The organism is Mucilaginibacter sp. R-33, assembly GCF_049949235.1.
Classification (GTDB): domain Bacteria; phylum Bacteroidota; class Bacteroidia; order Sphingobacteriales; family Sphingobacteriaceae; genus Mucilaginibacter.
Genome location: NZ_CP188089.1, coordinates 1,868,320 through 1,883,805 on the forward strand (window position 1 = coordinate 1,868,320; position 15,486 = coordinate 1,883,805).

Genomic DNA, 15,486 nt, shown 5'->3' on the forward strand with positions numbered 1-15,486 from the left:
AAAAGTCTCAAATCTCATATCTAACATCTCAAATCTAATTAAATTGTTTCCTCAATTTGGTAATGGTTACGTTCGCTTGCGCTGCGTGAAACAAGCTCGGCAACAAAGCCTGTTAAAAACAATTGTGAACCTAATATGATAGCTACCAATGCTATATAAAACAGCGGACTCGTGGTTACATCCCTGTATTTTAGGTTGTGTGCTATATTGTAAAGCTTTTCCCAAATTATCCAGATGGCCATAATCAAACCCGTAAAAAAGCTCAATGTGCCCAGCGTACCAAAAAAATGCATCGGACGCTTGCCAAATTTACCTACAAAGAAAATTGAAAGCAGATCGAGAAAGCCGTTGATAAACCGGCTTAAGCCAAACTTGGTTTTGCCATATTTACGAGGACGATGCTCAACAACCTGTTCGCCAATTTTGGTGAAGCCGGCCCATTTTGCCAGAACCGGGATATAACGGTGCATCTCGCCATAAATTTCAATGTTTTTAACTACAACATTACGATAGGCTTTTAAACCGCAATTAAAATCATGCAGGTTATGGATGCCACTCATACGACGGGTTGCCGCGTTGAATAGTTTGGTAGGTATAGTTTTGCTCAATGGGTCGTGCCTTTTTGCTTTCCAGCCCGAAACAAGGTCGTATTTCTCTTCAGTTATCCGGCGGTAAAGTTCCGGGATCTCATCCGGACTATCCTGCAAATCGGCATCCATGGTGATTACCACATTCCCTTTGGCAGCGATAAAACCGGTGTTAAGGGCTGCGGATTTACCATAATTACGCCTGAATTTAATGCCTTTGATAAAAGGATTACCGGTTTGCAGCTTCCTGATCATTTCCCATGATCCGTCCTTGCTGCCATCGTCAACCAAAATTATCTCGTAAGTAAAACGGTTTTCGTCCATTACCCGGCTAATCCATGAGGTTAATTCGGGTAATGATTCTACTTCATCGTAAAGAGGTACTACAACTGATATATCCATTTATTAGGGCTGCGATCAACGACTGTATGTGCCGTAAATCATCCGCAAAAATATAAAAAATAGGGATTGATTTGCAACAAGGCGACAAATCAAATTGCCTATAAGCCCCACCCAACCCTCCCGGGAAGGGAGGGGGAGACTTAGAGGGGGGCCGTTATAAAAATGACGTTTGATACTACGTAACCAAGCAATTACGTTTCAAGTCAAATATATTTTAATATCTTTCCCTCACAATTAAAACACAGTTAATGAAATTCTATAAAGCCGCGTTGTTATTGGTTTTAGGCATTTATGCCGGTGAAGTAAAAGCGCAAAATGCAGATCAGGCAGCACCCAAGTATGATCAGCATAAAGTATTTAACCCTATATTTTACCCCGAAAGGGGCGGTGAGTTCAGGACGGCCAGTGGTGCTCCAGGTCCAAAATACTGGCAAAACCGGGCCGATTATAAGCTTGATGTTACGCTTGATACCGCTAAACACCGGATAGAGGGCAGTACTTTAATTACTTACACCAATAACAGCCCGGATGCCCTTGGCTTTTTATGGCTCCAGGTAGATCAGAATATCTATAAAGAGGATTCACGTGCCGAAGCTACAAGCAATGTTTCGGGTGGAAGGTTTGCAAATAAATCATATACAAAGGGTGCCGAAATAAAATCGGTTTATATCATCAACAAAGGCAAAACGCTGAAAGCCGATTATCTGATCACGGATACCCGTATGCAGATCAAGCTTAAAGATTCATTACGCGCAGCCGGGAGCAAATTGCAGATCAAGATTGAATACGGTTTTGACATTCCCGAATATGGTACCGACAGAATGGGCCGTCAGCATACTAAAAATGGCTGGATCTATGAAATTGCGCAGTGGTACCCACGCATGGAAGTTTACGACGATGTAACCGGATGGAACACCATACCATATCTTGGTGCAAGCGAGTTTTACCTGGAGTACGGCAATTTTGATTATACTATTACCGCGCCTGCCAGTTTGGTTGTAGCAGGATCGGGCGAACTGCTTAACCCTGCTGAAGTATTATCACCTACCTCGATAAACCGGTTGGCCGAAGCCCGTAAGAGTGATAAAACAGTTATCATTAAAGATTCAACTGATATTTTACGTAATAACGATTACCCGAAAAAGCCGACGCTTACCTGGCATTTTATGTGTAAAAACGCCCGTGATGTGGCCTGGGCTGCGTCAAAAGCATTCATTTGGGATGCTGCGCGGATCAATTTGCCGAGTGGTAAAAAAGTTCTTGCACAATCAGTTTATCCAGTTGAGGCTAAAGGGAATAATTCGTACGGCCGCTCAACTGAATATGTTAAAGCCGCCATTGAATTGTATAGTGATAAATGGTTTGAATATACTTATCCTGTAGCTACCAACGTGGCCGGTATAGTAGGAGGGATGGAGTACCCGGGTATAGTATTTTGTGGCTCAAATAATCAAAACGGAGGTTTGTGGGAAGTTACCAATCATGAATTTGGCCATAACTGGTTCCCGATGATTGTTGGCTCAAATGAGCGTAAATACGCCTGGATGGACGAGGGTTTTAACACCTTTTTAAATAATGTTGATACCAAGGTATTTAACAAGGGTGAATATTATGAAAAGCCCGATCAGCAAAAAAGTGCCGCTTATTTATTTAGCCCAGGTGCTGAGGCTATTATGAATACGCCCGATGTGATACAGGAGGATTTTTTAGCAGTTGCTGCTTATGAAAAACCGGCATTAGGATTAACTATTTTACGAGAACAGATCTTAGGCGAAGAGCGTTTTGATTATGCCTTTAAAACCTATATCAAACGCTGGGCTTTTAAACACCCAACCCCCTGGGATTTTTTTCATACGATGGATAATGCCGCAGGTGAGGACCTGAGCTGGTTTTGGAACGAATGGTTTTTCACCACCTGGAAAGTTGATCAGGGTATAAAGGATATTTCATATCCTGATAATGATGCCACCAAAGGTGCTATGATCACCATTGTAAACCTGGAAGAAATGGCATTACCGGTTACTATATCTATTAAAGAAGAGAACGGAAAAACCGGCACTGTAAAACTTCCGGCTGAGATCTGGCAGCGCGGCGATACCTGGACCTTCCCATACAAATCGACCTCGAAAATTGCTTATGCAACCATCGACCCTGATCATAATTTACCTGATATTAACCCCGAAAACAACTCATACAGCGGGCTTCCGATTCCACAAGGCACAACGGCAAGTACTGTTATCAAGGCGTATTTAGATGCCATTGGCGGTGCCGACAAACTCAAAAATATCCACGATCTGCAAACATCGGCAGTTGGTAATATACAAGGCGCCGACGTGCAATTGGTAACCCGGTATAAAATGCCTGATAAGTACTACCAGGAAGCAATAGTGCCCTCATATAACAACCTCGTTGTGTCGCATATAACACTTAACGGCGATAGTATAAAAGCAAGGCAGGTTAACAGGGATGTACAGCTTGATGATGCAGCCAAAAAAATGATCAAACTTAAAAGCCGCCCGTTTCCCGAACTTGATTATGAGCGGATAAATCAAAATATAACGTTGCAGCCTATTTTAAGAGTGGTAAATAACGAGCTTGCCTACGAGGTTGATATCAATATAGGTACTGAGATTCATATCCATAATTATTATAGCCAAAAAACAGGACTGAAGCTTAAACAAACCATTGAAGGAGCAAATGACCTGACTGTTGAGTTTGGTAACTATGAAGGTATAAACGGAGGTATTAAAATTCCGTTCTCTGTAAAGACCATCCTGGTTGGCCAGCCAATTGAATTTAAGGTTAAAGAGACATCTGTTAATTCTAATCCGTCGAACGAGGCTTTTAAGTAGGCTCAACACCATAAACCGATGGGGCATCTTAATTTTTCATATAAATTGAAAATTAAGATGCCCCATTTTTATTTTCTATGCTACAAGCCTGAAAATCCCCATCAAACAAAAAATTGAAACTGCTTTGATGTTAAATGCTATTTAAAATTCTATTTTTGTACCCACAAAATGAGGGTCACTTTGTAGGTGACCGTTTAAACGTAATTTTATAAAACTTTAAATCATAGTTGTAGATGATTAACATTACACTTCCCGATGGATCCGTTCGTCAGTATGACAAAGGGATCTCTTCCATGCAAATCGCGCAGTCGATTTCCGAAGGATTAGCCCGTAACGTATTAGCGGCCGAAGTTGACGGCCAGGTTTGGGACGCAAGCCGCCCTATTGAGCAAGATGCACACGTTAAATTATTAACCTGGAACGATGCCGATGGCAAGTCAACTTTCTGGCACTCATCGGCTCACTTAATGGCCGAAGCTTTGGAAGCCCTTTATCCGGGTACTAAATTTGGTATCGGTCCGGCTATTGAAACAGGTTTTTATTACGATGTTGACTTTGGCGACAAGGTTTTATCTTCTGACGAGTTTAAGCAGATAGAGGATAAAATGATTGAACTTGCTAAAACTAAAGAGGAGTACATCCGCAAACCGGTGAGCAAGGCTGATGCTATTGAGTATTTCACAGAAAAAGGCGATGAGTACAAGCTTGACCTGATCAAAGACCTGCCTGATGGCGCTATTACTTTTTATTCGCAAGGTAATTTTACCGACTTATGCCGCGGACCTCATATCCCTAACACAGGCTTTATAAAAGCGGTTAAGTTGATGAGCCTTGCCGGCGCATACTGGCGTGGCGATGAAACACGCAAGCAATTAACCCGTATATACGGCGTCACTTTCCCTAAAGCCAGCGAACTTACTGAATACCTGCACATGATCGAAGAAGCTAAAAAGCGCGATCACCGCAAACTGGGTAAGGAATTGGAGTTGTTCGCTTTTTCTGAAAAAGTGGGCATGGGCTTGCCACTGTGGTTGCCTAAGGGAACTGCGTTGCGTGAGCGCCTGGTAAACTTTTTACAAAAAGCCCAGGTAAAAGCAGGTTATGAGCAGGTGATCACTCCGCATATTGGCCATAAAAACCTGTATGTAACATCTGGTCATTATGAAAAATACGGTGCCGATTCATTTCAGCCGATAAAAACCCCGCAGGAAGGTGAGGAGTTTTTCCTGAAACCGATGAATTGCCCGCATCACTGCGAGATCTATAAAACAAAACCACGCTCATATAAGGATCTGCCGGTTCGTTTTGCTGAATTTGGTACAGTGTACCGTTATGAGCAAAGCGGCGAGTTGCATGGTTTAACCCGTGTACGTGGCTTTACTCAGGATGATGCCCATTTATTTTGCCGTCCGGACCAGGTGAAGGATGAGTTTAAAAAAGTAATTGACCTTGTATTGTATGTATTCAAAGCTTTGGGCTTTGATAACTACATAGCGCAGGTGTCGTTACGCGACCCGGAGAACCGCGCTAAATATATAGGCAGTGACGAAAACTGGGCATTAGCCGAAAACGCTATCATAGAAGCTGCCGCCGAAAAAGGTTTGCCAACTGTGGTTGAATACGGTGAGGCTGCGTTTTATGGCCCTAAGCTTGATTTCATGGTAAAAGATGCCCTCGGTCGTAAATGGCAGTTGGGTACCATCCAGGTTGATTATAACCTGCCCGAGCGTTTTGAACTGGAATATACTGGAAGCGACAACCTAAAGCACCGCCCGGTAATGATCCATAGGGCGCCGTTTGGCTCAATGGAACGCTTTATAGCAGTATTAATTGAGCATTGTGCAGGCAATTTCCCGCTGTGGTTATCGCCCGAGCAGTTCATTATACTTCCTATATCAGAAAAATATGAAGAATATGCAAAAAAAGTTTCTGATATATTAAAAGATTCCGATATTTGCGGGCTAATCGACTTCAGGGACGAGAAAATAGGCAGAAAGATACGTGATGCTGAAGTCAAAAAAATCCCTTACATGCTGGTTGTGGGCGAAAAAGAAGCTGCCGAAGGCTTGGTTTCTGTACGTAAACATGGCACCGGTGATTTGGGAAGTATGAGCATTGAAGATTTTAAAGAACAGATAACTAAAGAAATAACAGTATAACTTGGCATTAAACAAACCTTTCAATAGAGGACCAAGGCTTCCTTTTAAGAAAAAAGAAGCCGAACATAACATAAACCAATTCATTAGGGCTCAGGAAGTTCGCCTTGTAGGTGACAACGTTGAGCAAGGGGTTTACTCATTAAGAGATGCCCTTGCAATTGCACAGGAGCAGGAATTGGATCTGGTTGAAATATCTCCTAACGCGGTACCGCCGGTTTGTAAAGTAACGGACTATAACAAGTTCATTTACGAGCAAAAGAAAAAGCTTAAAGAGATAAAAAGTAATGCCAAGCAAACGGTTATTAAAGAGATCCGTTTCGGACCGAATACTGATGATCATGACTTTGAATTTAAATTGAAGCATGCCATTAAGTTTTTGGAAGCCGGCGAAAAAGTAAGGGCTTACGTACACTTTAAAGGCCGCGCCATTGTTTATAAAGAACAAGGTGAGATCTTATTACTTCGCTTTGCCCAGGCATTAGAAGAAGTTGGTAAAGTGGAGCAATTACCAAAGCTTGAAGGAAAAAGGATGTTTTTAACCCTTGCACCAAAGGCAGCAAAAAAATAATTAAGATTGCACCTGCTTTAAGGGCAGGTGCTTTGAAAATAAAACGTTGAGAAACGTTAATATCTAACACAAATAAATAGAGTTATGCCAAAAATGAAAACCAATTCCAGTGCTAAAAAGCGCTTCAAGCTTACTGGAACAGGTAAAATCGCAAGAAAAAACGCATACAAAAGCCACATCTTAACCAAGATGTCGACAAAACGTAAGCGTGCCCTTGGTCAAACCAGCTTAGTATCTGATGCCGACATGGGTAACGTAAAACGTATGCTTTGTATCGGAAAGTAATTCACAAATTTTAAAACCAGGTATTAGAGTTTTAAGTCCGGCACACGAGATGCAGGCACTCACTACCAAAAAACACACAAGATGCCACGTTCAGTTAACGCAGTAGCGTCGAGAAGACGCAGGAAAAGGATCATGAACCTCGCCAAAGGTTATTGGGGTTCACGTAGCAAGGTATACACCATTGCAAAAAACACAGTTGAAAAAGGTTTACAATACGCTTACCGTGACCGTAAAACCAAAAAGAGAGAATTCAGGGCTTTATGGATCCAACGTATCAACGCTGGTGCCCGTCAGCACGGGATTTCTTACTCTCAATTAATGGGTAAATTAGCCGCTAAAGAAATTGGCTTAAACCGTAAGGTATTAGCTGATTTAGCGATGAACAACCCAGACGCTTTCAAAGCAGTTGTTGATGCAGTAAAATAATATCGCATTATAAATGCATGAAAAAAGGCCGCAATTGCGGCCTTTTTTTGTTTTAATAGCTTGAAATTTAAATTGCTTGTTATTTTTACTGTATGATATTAAACCCGGAAGGGCAGCCTACCTTATCCAACCTATTGCGCAACAACTATTATTACTCCTTAAATGGATTTCGGGGTATTTCAATTATCCTGGTTGTATTTTACCATCTTCAGTTATCTGATAATTATTTTTATACCACAATATTCAACGGCGGGTTGGGAGTAAATATTTTCTTTGTAATAAGTGGTTTTTTAATTACGAGCCTATGTTTAAAAGAAAAAGAAGTAACAGGAGACTTATCGTTAAAGAAATTTTATATCAGGCGATTTTTGAGAATATTTCCTTTAGCCTATTTATATATCGGAGTGGTGTTTTTATTAAACCATTTCTACAGTTTAAACATTTCCTGGATTCAATTTTTTGGCTCTGCATTATATCTAATGAATTTTAGCTATTTCCGCAGCCATGATTTCACTTATTACTTCAGCCATTATTGGTCTTTATCGGTTGAAGAACAATTTTATCTCCTTTTTCCTTTTATTTTAAAGATCAACAGAACTGCATTTTATTATATCATTATCGCCATTGTATTCACATTGCCGCTATTGTGTACAGTGCAACAGTTTGTTCCCCTTTTGAATCGTGGCATTATTTACGGTTTTACTCACTATTTTATAAAGTTTCAATCAATTGGTGTCGGCTGTTTTTTTGCGTTGATGGCATCCAAAGAAACTTTAAAGGTAATTTGGCTCAAACAAACAAAGGTAGCCGGCAATATTTTGGCTATAATATTGATGTTTGGATTACACTTTGACGAATTTTATACCTTAAAATCACTGTACGTAAACCTGGCGATTTCGGTAATTACCGGCTATTTAATTTTAAGCAATATCATACCCGCAAATGATTGGATTTTTAAAGTATTAAACAATAAATTACTGTCATTTATTGGTGTTCTATCATATGGCATATACATATGGCAACAGTTATTTACCGGCCAGGATAGCAAAATGCCATTAAGCATATTTCCTTACAATGTATTGGGTTTGATTACTGTCCCTTTATTATCATATTACTTTTATGAACGGCGTTTTCTAAAACTTAAATCAAAATTCAGACGGAAATGATAGCTATTGTTGTAAGATATAAAGGCACCCTGGGATAAAAGTGTTAATTTTATTATTTAACGACAATTACTTCGACAAACTCATCCGGATCGTTATTAATATCCATATACTGTTTAAAATTCTGGATATCCTTATCAACCATATTTTTAAAAACAGGGTTTAATATTTTGGCGATGCCTGCACCAACACCACCTGCAGGCGGCTGGTAGCTAATCACTACATCAACGATGGTACCTTTCCCGTCAACGGTATCCTGGAAACGTACTTTACCCGCGTTGTTGATCATTGAATCAGACAGCGAACTCCAACCGATCACTTCATTAGGTTCGTCATGAACAATTTCAGCATGCCAGCTGATAGTGGCTACATTTTTGGGGAGTTTCAACACCCAATGCGAATATTTGGAGTCGATAACTTCTACACTTTCCAGATGTTTCATAAACAGAGGCAGGTTATCCAGCTTGCGCCAAAATTGATAAACCTTTTCCCTTGGTTTATTTACTACAAATGACGAACGGATATTTACGTTTATCGGGTTGGTTGATAGTTTACCGATGCGCTTATAAAGTTCGCAATGCCCGGTGATCCCACGGTTTAACAGATAACCGCCTGCACCTATCTTTACAATACTTGAAAGCGGATTTTTGAATATGTTTTTAAAGCCTGAAAAGCCGAGTTTCACACCTCCGGCAATGGACGTAAAACGCTCGGGCCAGTTCAGGTTTATGCGGTCATCGCCATAAAGCACGGGGAAGTTGTCGGTATATTTTACTATTGTAGTTGCCATAGGTTTTTAAATAGTTATCGTTTTTAAAACACCTTTAGGGCTACTAAGTTTTTCAGAAGTGAATTTTATTACTTTTTGCTATAAGTAAATTTAAATTTAGTTAAATGGGGAAAGTGCTTTTTAGGGCGTTTAAGTTCATATTGATATATCACCCGACTGAGGTTTTTCAGGAAAGGCAGGCATACCGTTGCGTACTCATATTTATTATCGTTGAGTATGCCATCTTCATTTGACTGTACAACGGCACTGAGCATAAACTCAACCTTATTTTTAAAATCTACTATATAGGCATTATCAATATCATAACCATAACTGTCGCCAACTTTATTAAAGACCCTGATATCTGGGTTAATAACTGCCGTGCTATCCCCGCCATAAAACAAAAACTTGCAGTAAGCCGGAAAATATTCGGGCTGGTGATAAGTAGGTTTAGTGTTTTCGGTAGGGAAGGTGCTCATATAACGGTAAATGAAACGATAGTCTTCCGCCGTTAAATTAAAGCGTTGCGCTTTAGGAAAAGTTTCCGGAAATAATAACCGTTTAAGAACCATTTGCTGATCGGCAAGAGCATAAACATTCTTTTCAGAAAAATCGAGTGACCTGTTAACCAGCCTGTTGCTGCTATCTAAATAAGCTTTTCCCTGCAGCATGTTTTCCAGGTGCATGGGATAGTTTGAAGTATCATATAATGCAGGCTTGTGATAAATCAGTTTATTGCTGGCATAAAAATCGATAGGGTTGGTGTGCCGCGTACTTTCTCCCGCATCACCAATAGCCAATCTGCCTACAATACGGGTGTTATTAAGGTGATATTTCTTTAGTTTCTGATTAATCTCCACCCGGCCAACAAATTCATAAAGCCGGTTGTACGCATCGTTATCACTCACCAGTAAGATCTTTTTAATGTAGTTCTCAATGGATGGGAGACCCGTTGCCGATGATGTATCCACCCGCACTTTGGTTTGGCCGGCAAATGAACTATCAGTGATCATTACCGACTTTTTGTTTAAGTCTTTTACTTTCAGTTCGTTCAACTTCTCAAGGGCGAATATGGCTGTGGGGAGTTTTACCGTGCTTGCCGGATAAAAATAATGATGCGCGTTAAGGCGATAACTATACGAGGTAAAGTGAGGGATGTTGTTTTTATCCCTGTCTATCCGGGTATATAGTATTTGTACCTCGTTTTGCGTGCGATGGTTCAGGATACCCGAAAATAATTCGGGATGTTCATACAGCATAGCCTTTAGAAAAATGGTATCTGGTTGCTGGGCAAAGCTGCCAGATGCGCTCATGATCAGCAGTAAAATACAGAGATATTTCATCATGATAAATATAGCTATGTAATTTGAGGTTAACGGATACTTATTGTACTTTTGCAGCGCTTTAGGTTTCATTATTTGTTTAATGAATTAAAAGGGAATACGGTGTAAGTCCGTAACTGTCCCGCAGCTGTAAGCTCCGTAACCGTTGCCAAATCTATAAAGTCACTTTCTGTAAACAGGAGGGAAGGCCAGGCAAAAAGGGGAGTAAGTCAGAAAACCTGCCAAAGCGTTATATGTTATTCATAGCTTTCGGGGATTGAAGCTTGAATGTGAATGCTCTTCGTTTGGCGTGTTTTCATTTTATTCATTTCCGTGTATGCTATTAAGGCTGCATTATTATTTTACACATATCAATCATACATGGAAAAAAAGTACGCTAAAATTACTTTGGGATTCGGTTTGTTAGCTGTTGGTTTATCTACCTCAGCAGCATATGCACAGGATACCACACGCACACTCAATACGGTAGTAGTAACTGCAAGCCGGTCGCCTAAAAAACTGTCAGACATCGGCCGCGTTGTTACCATCATTTCTGCCGATGAGATCAATAAATCTCAGGGTAAATCATTACCTCAATTATTAAATACGGTTGCCGGTATAACTTTTTCAGGTGCAAACAATGCCCCCGGTATCAGCACATCGGTTTTCTTGCGCGGAGCTTCATCTGGCAATACCCTTATCCTGGTCGATGGTTTTCCGGTAAACAATGCTTCGGGCATTGATGGTAGCTATGATCTTAACGCTTTTTCGCTGGATCTGATAGATCATATCGAGATCTTGAAAGGAAGCGGTTCAACGCTTTATGGTTCTGATGCTGTAGCAGGCGTTATTAATATCATCACCAAAAAAGCTAAACAGCAAGGATTAACCGGTGGATTGCAGCTAACAGGTGGCAGCTATAATACGTTTAAAGAATCGGCTTCATTAATTGGAAGGGTAAAGAACACAGGTATAGCTGTTAATCTTTCAAATACCGATTCAAAAGGTTTTGCCGCGGCCACAGATACTACCGGCAAAGGTGGATTTAAGAAAGATGGTTTTCATCAGCGTTCGGCAAGCGTGAACCTGAGCCAAAATGTTTCATCTAAATTTATTCTTAATGGAAACCTGCAGGTAAGCCACAATACCGGTGATCTTCCTTACGGTGCTTTTATAAACGACAATGATTACACTTATAAAAACACATTCTTATTTGGCGGTGTAGGTGCAAAATTGATTTTGCCAAAAGGTAACCTCAACGTGAACCTGTCGCAAAATACGGTTCAAAATGATTTCACCAACCTTCCCTCTGACAATGGCGGAACCCACCAGGTTACAAAAAATACAGGGCGTATAACCAATGTCGAAGCTGTGTTTAATTATGAATTGAATAAGTATTTTGATATTACCAGCGGTGCGGCCTTTAAATACAGCAACACAAGCCAGTACAGTCTGTATGAATCAACATCTTATCCGGGTGTGCCGAGCATTATTAAAGCTGGTGATGCTGCTAATAACATATTCAGCGCTTATACGTCGTTATTTTTCAAATACGATATCTTCCACATGGAGTTAGGTGGCAGGTACAACAACCATAGCAAATATGGCGACAAGTTTACCTACACCATCAACCCATCATTATTCCTTGCTGATCAGTTTAAGATCTTTGGTACCATAGCTTCGGCCTTCAAATCACCTTCGCTATATCAATTGTTTTCGCAATATGGTAATTCGAAATTAAACCCCGAGATCACTACATCATATGAAGCTGGTTTTGATTGGGAGATTGTTAAGAATACCCTTTCATTTAACACCCAGTTTTTCAAGCGCAATACCAAAGATGTTATCTATTTTAAAAACCTGTCTGGCCCTCCTTATAGTCAATATGCAAACGGGCAACAGCAAAAAGATAAGGGCTTTGAAACCGAATTAAAATATCACGATAATAAAATTCATGCATCTGCATATTACGCTTATGTAACAGGTAAACTAACCGACGAAGCCGGTACACAAACCGGCAACCTTCACCGCAGGCCTAAAAGTACCTTAGGTGCCAACATTAGTTATGATATTTTAAACGATTTTCAGGTCGGCGTTAACTACAAATATACAGGCAACCGTACAGATCTGACTTTTACAAACAATGGATCAGAAGTGATTACATTGAAACACTATAACCTGGTAGATTTACATTTGGAATACAAGGCAACCAAAAATCTAAATGTTTTTGGCGATCTGAACAACGTTTTGGATACTAAATACGTAGATTGGTTAGGATATAACACCCGCGGTATCAACTTCATGCTTGGTGCCAGGTATCAATTTAAATAGCGTTTGCGTATTGTTCGGATTATTAAGTAATTTTACGCCATATATAAAATCATGACCGCAAAAGATAACACCAATCGCAACCTGTTCCTGATCTTGATGATCCTGGTTGCTGCCGCATTCAGGCTTTTAGCATTTAAGTATAAAGAATTGAGTAATTTCAATCCGGTAGGTGCTATTGCATTATTTGGCGGTGCTTATTTTACCTCAAAGTGGAAAGGGTATGCTACTGTATTGCTTACGTTGTTTACTACAGATATCGTGATTAATTACCTGTATACTTCAAAGTTAACTTTATGGTATGGCGGAGCCGCATGGGTTTACCTGTGTTTTGCATTAATGGTGCTTGTTGGTAATTTGCTTGAAAAGGTAAATGTTCTTAATGTGCTTTTAGGCTCAATCGCAGCAGTTTTAATTCACTGGTTAATTACAGATCTGCCCTGGTTATATGGTACACTTTATCCGCATACCTTAGCTGGCTATGGTGAATCATTGATTAAAGCTATTCCGTTTGAGAAAAACATGGCATTGGGTACATTAGTATTTAGTGCAATACTTTTCGGCGGCTTTGAGTTAGCTAAGAATAAGTACACTTTTCTTCGTGACAAAAAGCAATTGGCATTATGATATAAAAGCATTTAAATTTAAAGCGGATTGTTGAAAGGCAATCCGCTTTTTTTTGGCCTGACCAATTATCATCTATATCAAAATGAAAAACTTAGTAGTATTAACAGGCGCAGGTATCAGCGCCGAAAGTGGTTTAAAAACCTTTAGGGACAGTGATGGCCTTTGGGAGGGATATAATATTGAAGATGTAGCCACCCCCGAAGCCTGGGAGCATAATCCGGTTATGGTACAGCAATTTTATAACGAACGCCGTAAAACAGTATTGGAAGCCAAGCCCAATGCAGCACACTACGCCCTTGCTGCCCTCGAAGAAAAATATAATGTAACCATCATCACCCAAAATATCGATGACCTGCATGAAAGGGCGGGTTCAACTAATGTGGTGCACCTGCACGGCATTATCACCCGTTCGCAATCAAGCATAAAGCCCGAGCTTACATATCCAATTGAAGGTTGGGAAATTAAAATGGGCGACCTTTGCGAATTAGGTTCGCAATTACGCGCACATGTAGTGTGGTTTGGTGAGCCTGTACCGATGATAGAGCATGCTGCGATGATCTGTGCAGGAGCTGATGTGTTCATGCTCATAGGTTCTTCGCTTGCTGTTTACCCGGCCGCAGGGCTTATCGGTTATGTTGACCGCGAGGTGCCAAAGTATATTATCGATCCTAATATTCCTTCGGTAAATGTTAAAGGGCCAGTAATTAAGATTCAGGAAAAAGCTACCATAGGCGTACCTGCATTGGTGAATGAATTATTGAAAGATTAAATCACTAATTCGCTAACTCAATAAATCCTCTCATTAAATATGAAATGTATTTTCAATTGGAGCGGCGGAAAAGACAGCGCCCTCGCCTTATATTATTGCCTGCAAAATCCGGATCTGGAAATCGTTTATCTTGTAACTACGATCAATGACGCGGCTGACAGAATTTCGATGCACGGTGTAAGAACAGAGTTGCTGATTAAACAGGCCGAAGCTATTGGTATTCCTTTATACCAGATCCGCCTGCCCGAAATGCCGGGAATGCAGCAATATGACGATGTAATGCGCCATCATTTAAACCGATTTAAAAATGAAGGTGTAACCCATTCCGTTTTTGGAGATATATTTTTGCAGGACCTAAAAGATTACCGCGATGCACGGTTAAGCGAGGTTGGGCTCAAAGGTATTTACCCGCTGTGGCAAAGGGATACATCCGAATTGATAGATGAATTTTTGAACCTCGGTTTCGGCACTGTAATAGCCTGTACCAAGCAGCGCCTGGAACGCATTGTTGGAAAAGAGATCAGCCGGGAACTACTTGATGCTTTACCCGATGATGTTGACGTATGCGGAGAAAACGGGGAGTTCCACACCTTCACTTTTAAAGGGCCGATATTTAAAAACCCAATTGAATACAAAACAGGTGTGAAGATCTTTAAGGAATATGCAGCACCGAAAAATGCCGATGATTCCTGCACTTCAGTTACTGACACCAAGCCTTCCGGCTTTTGGTATTGCGACCTTTTATTGGCTTGATCTTTCATTTATTCTGCCAAAGTTAACACAGAATAAAATTCTGATTAAATATATAACTCTTTTTATATCAATATATTAACATCTACTTGTTTAACTTTTTATTTATATACAAGGTAAGATGAAGACAAACAGCGCTTAAAATGTAACTTTTTGCCAAATTAAATTCTGCCTGCAGTTGCGATTGATTATAAGTTATTGTTTATCAATGCAAATGGATGTTTTACTTCAATAGTTATATCTAAAATAAGCGTCTTTGTAATCATTACGCATGTCGATAAACCGGGCGGCTATTTTTTTTAAAAACTCTTCATCAAGTAATTCAAAAACACTGTTAACCCCGTCGGTTAAGTCCATTTCAGGGATCTTGTAACTTTGCTCAAGAGAGCCCTGCTCTACCTTAACAATAAACTTATTGTTCATATTCAGGATAGAGATTTTAAAATCGGGATGGGGGAGTTCTGCAATAATTCTCATGT

At 40.2% G+C, this 15,486-nt stretch carries 14 protein-coding genes and 1 riboswitch; of the genes, 10 read left to right on the forward strand and 4 right to left on the reverse strand.

Annotated elements, in window-relative coordinates:
* Nucleotides 1-38: 38 nt before the first annotated feature.
* Nucleotides 39-989, reverse strand: a complete 951-nt coding sequence (locus ACP26M_RS07895) for a glycosyltransferase family 2 protein (RefSeq protein WP_090525633.1) — start codon at nt 987-989, stop codon at nt 39-41.
* Between the two features lie 248 nt (nt 990-1,237).
* Here ACP26M_RS07895 and ACP26M_RS07900 point away from each other — a divergent pair, with 248 nt between their 5' ends.
* From ACP26M_RS07900 to ACP26M_RS07925, 6 genes are all read left to right on the forward strand, one after another.
* Nucleotides 1,238-3,841: a M1 family metallopeptidase gene (locus ACP26M_RS07900; protein WP_426587704.1), complete on the forward strand. Its 2,604-nt coding sequence runs from the start codon at nt 1,238-1,240 to the stop codon at nt 3,839-3,841.
* Between the two features lie 233 nt (nt 3,842-4,074).
* Nucleotides 4,075-6,000 carry a threonine--tRNA ligase gene (gene thrS / locus ACP26M_RS07905; RefSeq protein ID WP_426587706.1) on the forward strand — a complete coding sequence of 642 codons (1,926 nt, stop codon included), beginning with the start codon at nt 4,075-4,077 and terminating at the stop codon, nt 5,998-6,000.
* A gap of 1 nt (nt 6,001) precedes the next feature.
* Nucleotides 6,002-6,568: a translation initiation factor IF-3 gene (gene infC, locus ACP26M_RS07910; RefSeq protein ID WP_090525629.1), complete on the forward strand. Its 567-nt coding sequence runs from the start codon at nt 6,002-6,004 to the stop codon at nt 6,566-6,568.
* 84 nt (nt 6,569-6,652) lie between these two features.
* Nucleotides 6,653-6,853: a 50S ribosomal protein L35 gene (gene rpmI, locus ACP26M_RS07915; protein ID WP_090525627.1), complete on the forward strand. Its 201-nt coding sequence runs from the start codon at nt 6,653-6,655 to the stop codon at nt 6,851-6,853.
* 81 nt (nt 6,854-6,934) lie between these two features.
* Entirely contained in the window at nt 6,935-7,279 is a 345-nt protein-coding gene (gene rplT, locus ACP26M_RS07920; protein WP_022829871.1) for a 50S ribosomal protein L20, read from the forward strand.
* Between the two features lie 92 nt (nt 7,280-7,371).
* Complete coding sequence (locus ACP26M_RS07925; RefSeq protein WP_426587709.1) at nt 7,372-8,445, forward strand: acyltransferase family protein; 1,074 nt, start codon at nt 7,372-7,374, stop codon at nt 8,443-8,445.
* A gap of 52 nt (nt 8,446-8,497) precedes the next feature.
* On the opposite strand, the gene ACP26M_RS07930 is transcribed toward ACP26M_RS07925, so the two are convergent.
* Together ACP26M_RS07930 and ACP26M_RS07935 are read right to left on the reverse strand one after the other, a co-directional pair.
* On the reverse strand, nt 8,498-9,232 hold the full coding sequence (locus ACP26M_RS07930; protein WP_426587711.1) for an SRPBCC family protein: 735 nt from the start codon (nt 9,230-9,232) through the stop codon (nt 8,498-8,500).
* 68 nt (nt 9,233-9,300) lie between these two features.
* The gene (locus tag ACP26M_RS07935; RefSeq protein ID WP_426587713.1) at nt 9,301-10,626 is read right to left on the reverse strand and encodes a serine hydrolase; all 1,326 of its coding nucleotides are present in this window, start codon (nt 10,624-10,626) and stop codon (nt 9,301-9,303) included.
* Nucleotides 10,600-10,794: riboswitch (cobalamin riboswitch) on the forward strand. (Overlaps the previous gene by 27 nt.)
* Before the next feature lie 120 nt (nt 10,795-10,914).
* On the opposite strand from ACP26M_RS07935, the gene ACP26M_RS07940 reads away from it, so the two are divergent.
* The 4 genes from ACP26M_RS07940 (at nt 10,915) to ACP26M_RS07955 (ending at nt 15,010) form a co-directional block, all read left to right on the forward strand.
* Nucleotides 10,915-12,864, forward strand: a complete 1,950-nt coding sequence (locus ACP26M_RS07940) for a TonB-dependent receptor plug domain-containing protein (protein ID WP_426587715.1) — start codon at nt 10,915-10,917, stop codon at nt 12,862-12,864.
* 51 nt (nt 12,865-12,915) lie between these two features.
* Complete coding sequence (locus ACP26M_RS07945; RefSeq protein ID WP_426587717.1) at nt 12,916-13,488, forward strand: DUF6580 family putative transport protein; 573 nt, start codon at nt 12,916-12,918, stop codon at nt 13,486-13,488.
* Nucleotides 13,489-13,570: 82 nt separating this feature from the next.
* Nucleotides 13,571-14,257 (forward strand): SIR2 family NAD-dependent protein deacylase, encoded by a 687-nt coding sequence (locus tag ACP26M_RS07950; protein ID WP_426587719.1) that lies wholly within the window; start codon nt 13,571-13,573, stop codon nt 14,255-14,257.
* Nucleotides 14,258-14,296: 39 nt separating this feature from the next.
* A complete protein-coding gene (locus ACP26M_RS07955; RefSeq protein WP_426587721.1) occupies nt 14,297-15,010 on the forward strand; it encodes a diphthine--ammonia ligase in 714 nt (237 codons plus the stop codon).
* Nucleotides 15,011-15,235: 225 nt separating this feature from the next.
* Here ACP26M_RS07955 and ACP26M_RS07960 read toward each other — a convergent pair whose 3' ends face one another.
* On the reverse strand, nt 15,236-15,484 hold the full coding sequence (locus tag ACP26M_RS07960) for a hypothetical protein (RefSeq protein WP_090525603.1): 249 nt from the start codon (nt 15,482-15,484) through the stop codon (nt 15,236-15,238).
* Nucleotides 15,485-15,486 lie beyond the last annotated feature (2 nt).

Bases quoted from the DNA above. Each gene is read 5' to 3' on its own strand.
- ACP26M_RS07900 (WP_426587704.1), top strand. From the start codon at position 1,238: ATGAAATTCTATAAAGCCGCGTTGTTATTGGTTTTAGGCATTTATGCC.
- ACP26M_RS07960 (WP_090525603.1), bottom strand. From the start codon at position 15,484: ATGAGAATTATTGCAGAACTCCCCCATCCCGATTTTAAAATCTCTATC.
- ACP26M_RS07925 (WP_426587709.1), top strand. From the start codon at position 7,372: ATGATATTAAACCCGGAAGGGCAGCCTACCTTATCCAACCTATTGCGC.
- rplT (WP_022829871.1), top strand. From the start codon at position 6,935: ATGCCACGTTCAGTTAACGCAGTAGCGTCGAGAAGACGCAGGAAAAGG.
- ACP26M_RS07930 (WP_426587711.1), bottom strand. From the start codon at position 9,232: ATGGCAACTACAATAGTAAAATATACCGACAACTTCCCCGTGCTTTAT.
- ACP26M_RS07940 (WP_426587715.1), top strand. From the start codon at position 10,915: ATGGAAAAAAAGTACGCTAAAATTACTTTGGGATTCGGTTTGTTAGCT.
- ACP26M_RS07895 (WP_090525633.1), bottom strand. From the start codon at position 989: ATGGATATATCAGTTGTAGTACCTCTTTACGATGAAGTAGAATCATTA.
- ACP26M_RS07950 (WP_426587719.1), top strand. From the start codon at position 13,571: ATGAAAAACTTAGTAGTATTAACAGGCGCAGGTATCAGCGCCGAAAGT.
- thrS (WP_426587706.1), top strand. From the start codon at position 4,075: ATGATTAACATTACACTTCCCGATGGATCCGTTCGTCAGTATGACAAA.
- rpmI (WP_090525627.1), top strand. From the start codon at position 6,653: ATGCCAAAAATGAAAACCAATTCCAGTGCTAAAAAGCGCTTCAAGCTT.
- ACP26M_RS07935 (WP_426587713.1), bottom strand. From the start codon at position 10,626: ATGAAACCTAAAGCGCTGCAAAAGTACAATAAGTATCCGTTAACCTCA.
- ACP26M_RS07955 (WP_426587721.1), top strand. From the start codon at position 14,297: ATGAAATGTATTTTCAATTGGAGCGGCGGAAAAGACAGCGCCCTCGCC.
- ACP26M_RS07945 (WP_426587717.1), top strand. From the start codon at position 12,916: ATGACCGCAAAAGATAACACCAATCGCAACCTGTTCCTGATCTTGATG.